The sequence below is a fragment of the Paenibacillus sp. FW104-T2 genome, from assembly GCF_058789975.1.
Genome location: NZ_JBYTCE010000004.1, coordinates 57,503 through 70,037, shown reverse-complemented (window position 1 = coordinate 70,037; position 12,535 = coordinate 57,503). Strand labels below are relative to the sequence as shown.

12 protein-coding genes are annotated in these 12,535 nt (G+C 47.1%); 5 read left to right on the top strand and 7 right to left on the bottom strand.

Annotated elements, in window-relative coordinates; translation table 11 throughout:
- Window positions 1–87: 87 nt before the first annotated feature.
- The gene (locus AC3WQ3_RS06610; RefSeq protein WP_154896219.1) at window positions 88–870 is read right to left on the bottom strand and encodes an SDR family oxidoreductase; all 783 of its coding nucleotides are present in this window, start codon (window positions 868–870) and stop codon (window positions 88–90) included.
- Window positions 871–1,020: 150 nt separating this feature from the next.
- Between AC3WQ3_RS06610 and AC3WQ3_RS06605 the strand changes: the two genes are divergently transcribed.
- Window positions 1,021–1,914 carry a LysR family transcriptional regulator gene (locus AC3WQ3_RS06605; protein ID WP_154896220.1) on the top strand — a complete coding sequence of 298 codons (894 nt, stop codon included), beginning with the start codon at window positions 1,021–1,023 and terminating at the stop codon, window positions 1,912–1,914.
- A 212-nt stretch (window positions 1,915–2,126) separates the two neighbouring features.
- Window positions 2,127–2,570, top strand: coding sequence for an Hsp20/alpha crystallin family protein (locus AC3WQ3_RS06600; protein ID WP_492471797.1), 444 nt, complete (start codon window positions 2,127–2,129; stop codon window positions 2,568–2,570).
- A gap of 129 nt (window positions 2,571–2,699) precedes the next feature.
- Here AC3WQ3_RS06600 and AC3WQ3_RS06595 read toward each other — a convergent pair whose 3' ends face one another.
- From AC3WQ3_RS06595 to AC3WQ3_RS06580, 4 genes are all read right to left on the bottom strand, one after another.
- The gene (locus tag AC3WQ3_RS06595) at window positions 2,700–3,254 is read right to left on the bottom strand and encodes a DUF1697 domain-containing protein (protein WP_154896222.1); all 555 of its coding nucleotides are present in this window, start codon (window positions 3,252–3,254) and stop codon (window positions 2,700–2,702) included.
- A 110-nt stretch (window positions 3,255–3,364) separates the two neighbouring features.
- Window positions 3,365–4,015: a hypothetical protein gene (locus tag AC3WQ3_RS06590; RefSeq protein WP_492471796.1), complete on the bottom strand. Its 651-nt coding sequence runs from the start codon at window positions 4,013–4,015 to the stop codon at window positions 3,365–3,367.
- Window positions 4,016–4,395: 380 nt separating this feature from the next.
- Complete coding sequence (locus AC3WQ3_RS06585) at window positions 4,396–4,959, bottom strand: TetR/AcrR family transcriptional regulator (RefSeq protein WP_492471795.1); 564 nt, start codon at window positions 4,957–4,959, stop codon at window positions 4,396–4,398.
- Window positions 4,952–6,166 (bottom strand): MFS transporter, encoded by a 1,215-nt coding sequence (locus tag AC3WQ3_RS06580; protein ID WP_336780444.1) that lies wholly within the window; start codon window positions 6,164–6,166, stop codon window positions 4,952–4,954. The genes AC3WQ3_RS06585 and AC3WQ3_RS06580 overlap by 8 nt, the downstream gene beginning before the upstream one ends.
- A 216-nt stretch (window positions 6,167–6,382) precedes the next feature.
- On the opposite strand from AC3WQ3_RS06580, the gene AC3WQ3_RS06575 reads away from it, so the two are divergent.
- A complete protein-coding gene (locus AC3WQ3_RS06575; protein ID WP_492471794.1) occupies window positions 6,383–7,189 on the top strand; it encodes an alpha/beta fold hydrolase in 807 nt (268 codons plus the stop codon).
- A 24-nt stretch (window positions 7,190–7,213) separates the two neighbouring features.
- A complete protein-coding gene (locus AC3WQ3_RS06570; RefSeq protein WP_492471793.1) occupies window positions 7,214–8,197 on the top strand; it encodes a sensor domain-containing diguanylate cyclase in 984 nt (327 codons plus the stop codon).
- Between the two features lie 109 nt (window positions 8,198–8,306).
- Here AC3WQ3_RS06570 and AC3WQ3_RS06565 read toward each other — a convergent pair whose 3' ends face one another.
- On the bottom strand, window positions 8,307–9,794 hold the full coding sequence (locus AC3WQ3_RS06565; protein ID WP_492471792.1) for a right-handed parallel beta-helix repeat-containing protein: 1,488 nt from the start codon (window positions 9,792–9,794) through the stop codon (window positions 8,307–8,309).
- Window positions 9,795–10,190: 396 nt separating this feature from the next.
- Here AC3WQ3_RS06565 and AC3WQ3_RS06560 point away from each other — a divergent pair, with 396 nt between their 5' ends.
- Window positions 10,191–10,847: a DUF2625 family protein gene (locus AC3WQ3_RS06560; protein WP_492471791.1), complete on the top strand. Its 657-nt coding sequence runs from the start codon at window positions 10,191–10,193 to the stop codon at window positions 10,845–10,847.
- A 136-nt stretch (window positions 10,848–10,983) separates the two neighbouring features.
- Here the strand turns inward: AC3WQ3_RS06560 and AC3WQ3_RS06555 are convergent, their stop codons facing one another.
- On the bottom strand, window positions 10,984–12,330 hold the full coding sequence (locus AC3WQ3_RS06555; protein WP_492471790.1) for an MFS transporter: 1,347 nt from the start codon (window positions 12,328–12,330) through the stop codon (window positions 10,984–10,986).
- Between the last annotated feature and the right edge of the window lie 205 nt (window positions 12,331–12,535).

The window sequence follows — 12,535 nt, the reverse complement described above, 5'->3', positions numbered from 1 at the left end:
TCCAAGTGAAAAAAGCCTACTGGCAGAGCTGAGCTCTGTCCAATAGGCTTTACTTGATATATGGAAACCATGTGGAAATGTACAGACTTAGAACCAGCGGCTCAGGTCTGGATATCCGGTCGTTGCCCAAGCTCCATCCACGATGAGGCTGGAACCGGACACATATCCTGCATCTTCGCTCGCAAGGAACAGGGCAGGTCCCGTCATTTCTTCCGGCTGAGCAGCACGTTTCATCGGAATCCGCTCCATGTAGGCTTCTTTGATATCTGCGTTGGAGAGCAGTTCCGCAGTTAAAGGTGTATCGATGAGACCCGGTAGAATAGCATTAACACGAATGCCGTTACGCGCCATTTCGAGTGCTCCATTCTTGGTAAGCATTTCGACACCGGCTTTGGCAGAGGCATAGGCCGATCCGGCATACATAGGCACGTGGGAGTTGAGGGAAGCCACATTTACGATGGCTCCGCCACCATGTTTAGCCATCTCAAGGGCTTCATGCTTCATGCTTAGGAAGACACCTTTCATGCACAGATCCACGGTGAAGTCCCAATCTTTCTCCGATAGTTCCGTAATGACGCCTGCACGGGAGGCACCTGCCACATTAAAGGCCAGATCGAGTTTGCCAAATTGTTTGACAGCGGCACTCACCATTTCTTCAATATCGTTTTCAACGGTCACATTGGCTTTAACACCGAAGAACCGTTCCCCAAGTTCAACCTGGATGGCGTCCAGACGTTCTGTATTCAGATCGGCAGCAAGGACGGAAGCTCCTTCTTGGACAAGGCGTCTTGCAATGGCATATCCGATACCGGATGCCGCACCTGTAACAACCGCAACTTTACCTGCAAATCGATTCTCAAATGGATTCATATGTAGCACTCCTTTGTCGGTTAAAATAAAAAAAATGATTTCGCTTACATTCATCTTCAATCCAAGTATACTTAATTTTATGATTCATGTATATTTAACAAAAATGCACTTAACATAAAATAAATTAATGTAAGGATTGGGAGTTAAACGATGAATCTGGAACAAATGGTGTATGTACTTGAAGTTGAAAAGACCAACTCTATTACCGTTGCTGCTGCAACATTATCGGTCACGCAGTCCACGATCAGTCAGGCGATCACACGTCTGGAGCATGAGCTGGGCATGCCATTGTTCAGCCGGTCCCGTAACGGTGCGTATGTATTGGAACAGGCCAAGCCTATTTTGGACAAAATGAAATCGGTTGTCGATACGGTCCAAAACATCAAGGAGGATGCCCAGTATATAGGGGAATCGATCCATGGAGAACTCCGATTGTCAGCCATACCTGGAGGAATTCCGGGCATCATACCTACCATTGCGAGTATGAAGAAACGATATCCGGATCTGAAATTCGAGCTGTCCGAAAGTGCTGCCCGCAACATTATCAGAGATGTGCGGAACAAGCAGGTCGATCTCGGTCTAATCGCTCTATATACAGATGATATGGAGCAGCATCTGGAAGGATTGCGCTTTGTTCCCATTGATGAAGGGGTGATGCGTGCCTGTGTGAATCATACCAATCACTTGGCAGGCAAGAAGTCGATCACCATGCATGAATTGAAAAACGAGACACTGGTGTTATTTAATGACGAATTGGTGGATTTGTTTGTAGGGGAGCTTTCACAGACGGTAGGAGAGGTGAATGTATTGTTCCGAACGAACAATTCCGAAGTGGTCAATGCCGCCCTTGCCCAGCTGGATGCGGTGACGATCGGTCATGAATATTCATTCACACATGACAGAAGTGTCCTGCATCATGACTTCTCCATCCTGGAAATTGAAGGTGTACAGCGTGCGATTTCCATTGGATGGGTTATGCGTGAAAGCAAATCGTCCAATCTCATCGTTAAGCGGTTTCTGGATCGTTTTCAGTATGAAGGATAGCGTTCTGTTCATTCTCTGAATGAGCCCGAAAAAGCAGGAAGGTCAAAAAAGGTCAAATCAAAAGAAACAAGGATTTATTTTCAAGCAGCGAGCCATATTGAAGAAAAATCATTTTTTTTCGGCTCTTACGTATTTTGAGCATCATCCACAAGAGGATTATAATAATCCATGTAAGCAACAACAAACCAATCACATATAAGGAGATGATGTTCATGTTTGATCTGATCCCGTTTCGTAAACGAAATGAAGACCTGTTCGGACACATGCTGAAATCCTTCAATGATATGGTTGACAGCCCGTGGCTTTCTCCCTTTGGAACCGGCAGCCAGCCATTCCGGACGGATATCCGTGAGGAAGATGGAAAATATTTGATTGAAGCTGATCTGCCTGGTATCGCCAAGCAGGATATCGATATTCAGGTACAGGGCAATGAACTGGTGATCCGTGCGAAACGTAATGAGTTTCATGAACAGAAGGATGATTCGAATCGAATTATTCGGCAGGAGCGCAGGTCCGGTGAATTCCTCCGGCGTTTCTATGTGGAACATATCGATGAGGAGAACATTAAGGCCCGGTTGGAAGATGGCGTGCTGAAGCTTGAAATACCGAAATGTACAGGAGACGATCATACGCACAGACGTATTCAGATCGATTAATGATTTTACATGCAGCAGCTTGTATTCATAAAAGGTAATCCCTCAAGGCAAACAGCATGGAGAGACATCCGTCAAAATATTCCTCCATGCCATCCCTTGGGGGATTTTTTCATGCCGAAGTTCATATGATCACTCTGCCGCAGCCAGCATGAGCCTATAAATTTGGCGGGTCGTGTTGACGTTTCTGACCGTCATATATTTATAGACAGAGGAGCCGACAAGCTTGTTCATCCCGCTGCGTCCGGCATCTTCTCTGCTTACTGAATACAAGATGGCTCCGGTAACGTATATCAATGTGCCCACTTCCGGTTTGAGGGGCAGCTTGTCCAACACCGAGACGTCATTGACTTCATCCCACAGAAACATCACGTCACTCTTGGCCTGCTCGTCATTGGTCCATTCCTCCGGCAGCGCCTGAAGCACAGTCTGCATTTCTTCCATATTGCGCACCACGACACGGATCTCTAATCCGAACTCAGCAGTAATGGCTTGCTCCAATATCTTGGATATCTCGGCGTTAGCGTGAATACGTTCCTGATCATCGGCGAAGATAATGTTGCCCGTATTAATGTAAGTAACGACATTCTGCATGCCTGCTTGTTCAAAAGCTTCTTTCAGCTGCTTCATATTGATCTTATTGTTCCCGCCTACATTAATCCCCCGCAGCAAAGCAACATAAATCATGGTCTTCCCCCTAGTTCATCAGAGATAAATTCTTCTGTATGCAATTCCAGCACACATTATCAATTCGTTAGCGAAGCCACTTCAATCTTGCTTGTTCTCATTCCGATGGTTTAACGAAGCGATAAATATTCAACCAGATGTGCGGTGTGCTCTGCGCCAAGCAGATCAACCAATAAAGGTTCTATATGCTCCAAATATTCAGGTTTGGTTTCATAGGTCTCTTCATCCTTCACTTCTCCGCCGTAAGCGCGTGCCGCTTCAATCAGGATGGCGAGTGCAGTGAACAGGTCGGACAATGAACCCGCAATACGCCGGGGCTCTCCGCCTTCAAAGGCAGCATACACAGGTGAGTTGGCTTCGTTTGTATCCACAATCAATGGATCATCATTGAAGTTGGCAATAACGACATGATTTGCTTTCCAGGAGGGCGACTCCACATATGGCTCATTCATGCCGATCCAGCGATAACCCTGCTGCTGGCGGTGCAGGTGCTCAGGAGCAACGAAGGATAATAGGGCCGCATCTCCAATTTCCACGGCCGCATTTTTCATTTTGAGTGTCCCTTCAGCTTTTGCATCTCTCATCTCATAATGGGTATACAAATACACAAGCTCAGGTGAGAGGGGTATACGCTTGTCCACTTCGGGCTGGTTAGGTTGTTCGCGGGGGCGGAGATCATGTTGTTTGAAGAGTCCGTAAGCTTCATTGTATAAATCCTGCTGTTCAATAAACTGTTGTAAGGCAGCGTCCAATTTTTGCATGGTTTTAATTCCTCCAGATGTTATGAATGTCATGTTAATGCTATGTATAGATCCTGTCGCCATAGAAATTATACTATATCAAAATGGGAAAAGCTTACAACCTGTTATGTTGGGGGTTGAGTGGAATGTCCCATGACTATAAGACTGAGCCGGTGGCTAAACATTTTAATGGGGAAGACAGCTTGGGTGCAACGGAGCAGAAGGGATAGGGAAGCGGCCTGCTTAAGACCGGACACGGACACGGACACGGACACGGCAAAGGGTGACTGCGAAATAACGAAGGCATAGCTCGCGTCAAAAGAACATCACAAAGAGGAGCGGTCTCCACAGTATAAACATGGAGATGCGCTCCTCTTTGCTTGCAGGACAAGTCAAATTCGCTAGCGACGTATGCCTGTCCAGAATACATTCCAGGCAATGGTGAGTGCGTGTTCATAGGATTGTCTCGTCTCATATACGAGCTGTACATCCAGTCCATCCAATAGCGTGACATAAGCCACCGTAGCTTCTTCAGGGTTCAGACGGATGTTCTCATGTTTGGTAAACACGGCGGCGAGCTCGGCTTTGAGCGTGCCAAGATATGTTCGATACTGCGCGAGGACAAAATCATGCACTTCAAGCGGAGTGATAAAGGACAGAATGTACATAAAAGCCACATTCGGATGTGTCAGGAATCTGTTTTTATGCTCAAGCAAAAAGTTGTACAATTGCTGCTCCAAAGGCAGTTCATTCGCTTGCAGGAAGAAATCTTTGACGAATTGCTGTTCCTCCTGCACCACTTCCTCATAAAGTTCAAGCAGCAGTGCCTTTTTGGTCGGGTAATGATACGCAAGCGATTGCTTGCGAATGCCCGCCTCTTCGGCAATCTGCGCCATCTTGGTTCCTTCGTAACCCAGACGATTGAAATGTTGGATGGCAATGTCCTTGATGCGTTGTTTACTCAATGTCTACCTCCAATGAATAATCTTCAGCTCTCCGTTGTTTACGGGAGTATACCAGATATAACAGGATATATACCACAAAAATGCCTATGGCAATATCATACACCACTGTATAGGAAAATGCTGAAGCAATCATACCAAGCAGCAGTGAACCACCGCCAATGCCCAGATCGAAGAAATTAAAGAAGGAGGCCATGGCATTCTCATGTTCATGCTCGTCCACCAGATTGACGCACCAGGTCTGAATCGCTGGGAAAATGGCACCGAATCCAAATCCATACAAGGCACCGGCTATGAGGAAGTGCATGTCATTTTGAGCGATGGTCAGTATGAACAGTCCCGCGATCGCAAATACGGCAGATGGCAGCAATACGGACCCCGGGCCCAATTGATCGAACATTCTCCCCGAGAACAATCGGACCACAAAACTCGCAATAGCCACGATGAAGAAAAACCAGGCTACATTATCAAATCCTCTCTCTGCCGCAAACAAGGCTACAAAAGACATGATCGACCCGGCAGCAACGCCAACTAACATAATCAGTAGAGAAGGAAAGAGTACCTTTCTTTCGATTAGCTTGACCTTAGGTGTGGGGGAACCCGATGGGTCTGCACCTGATGCTGTTTTTGGTTTTCTCGATACAAATATCGCCATGATCAGCGCGAGAAGCAGGATGCACATACCACCCATGAACAGACTTTGATAATTGTATTTGTACAGAAGACTGGTTCCGATCAATGGGCCAATGGAAATGGCTACAGTCTCTCCTACACCGAAATACCCCATACCTTCACCCCGGCGATCCCGCGGGATGTTTTCCGTGGCGATCGTGGCAAAATATGTCGTTGCCAGACCAAATCCGAATCCGTGTATAACCCGCAATATCAAAATCATCCAAATACCTGACGACAGGTAGTATGAACCTGTAGTTAAAGCACATATGGTTATACCGATGAGCAGGAGAAACTTTTTGTCCATCCGTGATGCAAGCACCGACGTGAAAGGGCGAACCAGGATGGCCGAGAACATAAATATGCCTGTGACCAGGCCGATTTGGGAAGCATCGCCGCCAAGCGTTGAAACGAATAAAGGCAAGGTTGGTAACAGCATTTCAAAGGCCATAAACAATAAAGCGTTAGCCAGCATGATAAAAATAAAAGATCTTCCCCACAATTTCCGGGGTGCATTTCCAATTCCAAGGGTAGTCATTCATCTTCCTCCACTTTGTTATCTTTGTCGCACGACATGTTGAATTGATATTACCTGACGACAGTCAGGTTGTAAAGGTTTTTGTGATTTGCGGAAATGCGAATCTTATTCATGTTTACCTCAAGTGAATTAATATTTTTAATTCATATTCCAACTTTTTCCGATATAATAACCACATATGAAGTGAATGGAAAATACCTCAGAGAGGTGATTGTAATGACGGTTGACGTTCTTGTACGCAACAATGTAAAAGTGCTTGGCTCAGGCAGCAGAACGATTGTCTTTGCTCATGGGTTTGGATGTGATCAGGACATGTGGCGCTATATCGTTCCGGGTTTTAGTGAAAATTATCAAATTGTTTTGTTCGATTATGTAGGCTCAGGGCAATCTCAGATCAATTATTACGATGCGCATAAATACAGTGATTTGCGAGGATATGCTACGGATGTTCTGGAGATTATGGAAGCGCTCAAATTGAGAGATACGATATTCGTTGGGCATTCTGTCAGCAGCATGATTGGCATGCTGGCATCAATTCAAGCTCCCCAATATTTTAATAGCATCGTGATGCTGGGGCCTTCTCCGCGATATGTGAATGACCTGCCGAATTATTATGGGGGCTTCGATCGCCGTGACATTGATGAACTGCTCGAGATGATGCAGTTGAATTTCATTGGCTGGGCAAGTTATTTGGCACCGATCGTGATGCAGAATGCGGAACGGAAGGAGCTCACGGAAGAGCTGGAGAAGAGCTTTTGCTCCAGAGATCCGCATATTGCAAGGCAATTTGCCGAGGTGACGTTTTTGTCCGACTGTCGTGAGGAATTGGAACAGGCATCTGTACCTACGCTGATTCTTCAATGCTCCGATGATAGCATTGCCCCGGTTGAAGTAGGCGATTATCTGCATGCTCATCTGAAGAACAGCATGCTGCAGCAGATGACCGCCAAAGGACATTACCCTCACTTAAGTCAACCGGAAGAAACCATTCGATTGATTAATAATTATTTGACGAGCGCATAAAACCCAGAAGAAAGGCTGTTATTGATGGATGCACAATTAGATCTTGCTCCCTGCGGGTACTTCTCGATTTCTGACTCGGGGGTTATACAATCAGTCAATCAAACCCTGCTGACGATGCTGGGTTATGAACGCAGCGAGCTAATGGGAAGACATATTGAGTCCACCATGTCGGTCACCAACAAGCTTTTTTTCCACACCTATTTCTATCCGTACATTCAGTTGTATGGCCGCGTGGACGAGATGTACTTTACGTTTCGCACCAGTGAGCAGCAGGATGTTCCGGTTCTGCTTAATGGGATTCGCCAGACTCGTGACGGGGAAAGCGTCGTGGACTGTGTGGTTGTGGTCATGCGTAAACGGATTGAACATGAGAAGGATATTTTGAACACGAAGACAAAGCTGCAGGAGCTCTATCAGGCTACGCATGAAGCAAACAAGGAGCTTGAACGGCTGCACGAGGAATATGAAGTGAAGCAGCAGGCATTAATTAAAGTGAATGACCAGCTCGAGACGATGGCTTCTACCGATCTGCTCACCGGACTTAAAAACCGCAGATTCTTCCAGCTGAAAATGCTTGAAAGTTTGGAAGGCTACCATGCCACCCAACGCGAGTTCTCGCTGCTGGTCGTAGATATTGATCATTTCAAAAGCATTAACGACACGTACGGACATCCGGTAGGGGATCTCGTACTTGGCAATCTGGCAGGTCTGCTGCAGTCGGTATCCAGAAGTTCGGACGTTGTGGCTCGTTATGGGGGGGAAGAATTTGTGATTATTCTCACGGATTGTACGGCCGAGCAAGCAGTGATTACAGCCGAACGGTACCGTACTCAGGTGGCTTCTGCGGATTGGGGAGTCTATAATATCACCATCAGTATCGGTGCAGCGACGGTTGCTGAGGAAGATACGGATCAGTCCTTGTTCCAAAAAGCGGATATGGCGCTGTATGCCTCCAAAACCGGAGGGCGCAATCGGGTGACTCATGCAGCTGGTACAATCCAAAGCTAACTTCTTATAACTAATGATGTAGTAAAAGCAGAAAAAAACCGGACAGGATAGGGACACCCCTTTATCCGATCCGGTTTTTGATTTTCTATTCTTTTCTTAGTCTCCGCTGTTACCTGGGTGCAAGGTAACCATAACCTTCTGCCGGTGATCCGGGCTGGAGATTGAAGTCTTCGCTGGTTTTGTCCATGAAAGCCGGATTTACATAGCGTGAGTGTGCGTCATTGCCGGAGTCCTTCATGTAGGCTGGAAAACCGGAATATCCTTCATTTTTCCAAACCCACAGGGCATCTTCCTCTGCAACTGGGGTATAGTATACATTTTCATCAAGCAGATTCCCTGAATTGCTGCTGTATTCATTGTAGATGAGCACACCTGAGCTGCCTGACACGACAATGTTGCGCTTAAACGTGTTGTTCTTCGTCATGGCTTGCACGAACAGTTGCCCATTGCCTGCGCCCAAAGTGTCATTCTGAAACAGGGTATTGTACATCACCGTGCTGTTTTCGGTAGACCCGCGTTCCTCGTCATATCCTCCCATGGCAATGCCCGTCAGCCTGTTGTTGTAGACCAGGTTATCCTGAACCGTAATATGGCTTGTGGAACGCCCGGCATGTTCGGATGCGATTTCGATGCCGATATCGTTGCGGTATACCCGGTTCTGGTCAATGATATGATCTGTACCCCCATCGACATAGATGCCCCCTGCCGAATGGCTGTCATTGGGAAGGTTGGTGCCATAAGAAGGATTGAAATTGGACGTAATATCGTATACTTCGTTACCTCTTACAATTCCGTTTCGGGCCCGATCATACTTGTCATTTGCAGATATCCCTTCATACCCAATCAGATCGATGCCGATGTTGTCCGTATCATGGATGGTGTTGTCCAGTATGGAAAAAGTGTCCACATTTCCATTAACAGCGAGTGACTCGCTTGAACCTAAGACCAGATCATATAATTCATTATCCTGGATAAGAATATTCCGCAGTGCTGCGGGGTGTTCCGTGCCATAGACAGCAATCCCATGAGCATCCCTGCCTGTTAGATCGGGTCCTTCCGGCTGAGCAACGTTGGCGATCTCGTGTACGGTATTGCCTCGAATTTGGATGTATTCACCTGCTCCGTGTACATAAATCCCGGTGGGTACCTGGTCAGCATGTGCTGTGGTGAAGTTGCGAATCTCAACATTCTGAATCGTGATGAAGCTGGCATTCTCCACTTCAATCAAGCCTTCAAGTCCATTAACAGACAGACCCTTTCCGTCAATAATGGCTTTCTCATCGGGATAGCTGGAGAAGATGGTAGGCTTAGTGGAGGAATGACCGCTCCGGGTGATTTTGACTTTCTGCTGGTACACGCCCTCTCGCAAATAGACCGTACTCCCTGGCGTGGCTTGTTCAGAAGCATGCTGCATTGTTTTCCAAGGGGATTGAATCGTACCGCTGTTTGCATCGTCACCTGAAGGTGATATGTAATAGACTTCCTGATGGTCGGATCTGTCAGTCGGAGCAGGGGCTGGATTGGATGTGACCTGATCCTGGCAACCCGCTGCCAGCAGCATCAGAGCCAGAAAACAAAAGTTGACTGCACGAAGCAAAGGTTTTCCTCCTTATGAGTTAGCTGTGAAGTTTTGATTATAGCAGATTTGAATGGTGAAATATGCCATGATATGCTGATAGAAAGGTAAAATGTGAGTGTGTAATGGAGGGTTAAGCATGTGGAACGATGTTTTTGAAAAGGAGTGGGAAAAGCGGCCTGGAGTCCTTTTTGCTCATTCTGGAAATCTGGGGTACGAGGATTGCATACAAGTGGCCGATTCATTGCCTGAATTGTGCAGGGGAACCGATGAGATTGGATGATGAGGAAGACTTTACGCGGTAGGGTAGAGCTGAACAACGAGAATGGTGAAGTGTTAGAGGGATTTGGTCACGGAAAATGAATAAAAGAATGCTAGGTATAAATGATGAATTGATACCTTGGAAGGAGTAAAGATATGCACACATTATCTGCAGATGAACTATTGGATCGGGACAATCACGCGTGGGAGGAACTCAAGGAACTACTGGATAACGGGCAAAATACATATGAGTATGTTTCTGCACGACCAGAGGATGGAGAGGATACGCTCTATCGTCTTCAAGTGAGCACCAAATCCTATCTGGGAGCTGTTGCTTACGAGACGGAAGGAATGGTGATTGATCACGGGTGGATCACGCTGCTGGGTGCAGGCGGTGAGAGCGTATTTGGAAGTCTGACCAGCTGGAACGGTCTGAGCGACAAGCCCTGTGTACAGGCTCTGCAGGGCATGATGGTGGTTGCCTATGATGTGGCAGGCGGATTTTTTGCACTGGATACGGGCAAATTCGGTCGCACCGGAGAGATATACTATTATGCGCCGGATGCTCAGGAATGGGAAGCGACGGAGCTTACTTATTCGGAATTTCTGACCTGGCTGGCAGATGGCGATTTGCAGCAGTTCTACCAGACCTTCCGCTGGGAAGGGTGGCAAAATGATCTTGGTCAGCTTCAGAGGGGACAAGTATTTGCCTATTACCCGCCTCTGTGGACCCAAGAAGGAAGCGGAGAGGGCAGCAGCAAAGCCCCTGTATCGGTGGAGGAAGCCTGGAAGGCAGCGCGGGATGGGAATTAATACGGAATTTTGAACCCAGAGTTAGAATCGATGCGGATGACTCCGTACTGAAGACGTATCGAAATACACAAACAGCCCGCACTGCATGCGGGCTGTTTGTGTATTCATTTTATAACAATTATTTTAAAGTATTCCATTATTTCACGGTACTACTCTGACTCTGTACAACTCCAGATTGAGAGGCTCTGTGATGCCACACTACGATAACAAGCGAGACAAGACAGACGAAGAGCAGACATCCATAAACAACGTGATAGGCTTTCTCTACCGAAACGCCCGGGATGCTGTGTAACAGCAGTCCGCAGACCGCCACAGACATCGAACCACCGAAGAATTGAATCAGCTGAAGTATGCCCATACCTGCTCCAATCTGCGTCTTGGGGAGAATGCGGGACGTTTCGTTATTCAGTGAAGCCATGGAGGCGGAGAGTGCAGGTGAGAAAAAGAGATAGCCTGCGGTAATAATAAAGGCGGACTGATTCAGTCCGAGCATAAACAGGGCAAGTACAGCTGCAAGCAGCACATGTCCAATCATCAGAAAGCGCATGTTGCCGTAACGGTCGATCCAGCGTCCTACGAAACGGGTGCAAAAGGCTGCGACAATGGCTCCCGGAGCAATGAGCAAACCAATTGTGAGCGATGAACGCCCGAACAAGTCGGCAAGGACAAGCGGCATCAGAAACAGATTACCCAGATTAACGACCAAAATGCAGAAGCCAATGAGAATCAAACGTGTATACCCTGGTGTTCGGAATACATCGGGATTGACAAACGGAAGGCGTGCTTTGCGGATGTACCACATATGAACCACAAGAGACAGGACACCGATAGCAAACCAGATCCAGGACTGCTGGGTAATCGCGACCAGAAGCGTTATGGCATTAATAACCGTTAACACTGCTCCGATCATATCGAAAGGGTTGTCTGAGCTTGGTGTTTCCCGCGGCAGAAAATAGAGCAATACAGGCAGGGCAAGCAGAACAAGTACGGTTATTGCAAAAAGACCATTCCATCCCCAGTACTCGCTAATGAGTCCGCCCACAATGGGACCCAGCCCAAAAGCCATGGCACTGCCTGAAGAGATGAGGGCAATTGCGGCTCCGCGCCGTTCCAGCGGGATGTAGCGGCTCGCAATTACAAGGCCGAGCCCAGCCATAACCCCTGCACCTGCGGATTGCAAAATGCGCGTCAGCAGCAGGACGGCGAAGCTGTGTGCGAATAATCCAAGTAACGAGGACAAGCCCAGAATCAGCAGTCCGATGGTTAGCAGTTTGCGCACCGGGACCCGATCGGATAACCGGCTGAAAATGACGGTCGATAATGCGTAACCGATAGAGTAGCTGGAGATGACCCATGAGCCCAGGTCAGATGTAATTTGGAGATCGTTAATAATGACGGGTAAGGATACATTAAACATGGTGGTGTTCATCACGACAATGAACAGACAGCATGTCCAGAGAGGCATTACAATTTTATCTTTCACGTTACCATTCCTGTCTGTGGATTGAGTCAAGCTATATTAAAATCAATAAATCATTTTACGCCCAATCTGCATATATGGCAATAATGTCATAAAATTCGAAGAGTTTCGCATCGGTGACAAATGGGGTGAAACAGATCGAAACAAACAAAAAACGATAGGAAATTGCATGTGTTGTAGAAGTTGATTTCCGGCAGCAAAAAAGACG

Bases quoted from the DNA above. Each gene is read 5' to 3' on its own strand.
- AC3WQ3_RS06590 (WP_492471796.1), bottom strand. From the start codon at position 4,015: ATGCAAAAATTGGACGCTGCCTTACAACAGTTTATTGAACAGCAGGAT.
- AC3WQ3_RS06570 (WP_492471793.1), top strand. From the start codon at position 7,214: ATGGATGCACAATTAGATCTTGCTCCCTGCGGGTACTTCTCGATTTCT.
- AC3WQ3_RS06610 (WP_154896219.1), bottom strand. From the start codon at position 870: ATGAATCCATTTGAGAATCGATTTGCAGGTAAAGTTGCGGTTGTTACA.
- AC3WQ3_RS06595 (WP_154896222.1), bottom strand. From the start codon at position 3,254: ATGATTTATGTTGCTTTGCTGCGGGGGATTAATGTAGGCGGGAACAAT.
- AC3WQ3_RS06580 (WP_336780444.1), bottom strand. From the start codon at position 6,166: ATGACTACCCTTGGAATTGGAAATGCACCCCGGAAATTGTGGGGAAGA.
- AC3WQ3_RS06560 (WP_492471791.1), top strand. From the start codon at position 10,191: ATGCACACATTATCTGCAGATGAACTATTGGATCGGGACAATCACGCG.
- AC3WQ3_RS06605 (WP_154896220.1), top strand. From the start codon at position 1,021: ATGAATCTGGAACAAATGGTGTATGTACTTGAAGTTGAAAAGACCAAC.
- AC3WQ3_RS06600 (WP_492471797.1), top strand. From the start codon at position 2,127: ATGTTTGATCTGATCCCGTTTCGTAAACGAAATGAAGACCTGTTCGGA.
- AC3WQ3_RS06575 (WP_492471794.1), top strand. From the start codon at position 6,383: ATGACGGTTGACGTTCTTGTACGCAACAATGTAAAAGTGCTTGGCTCA.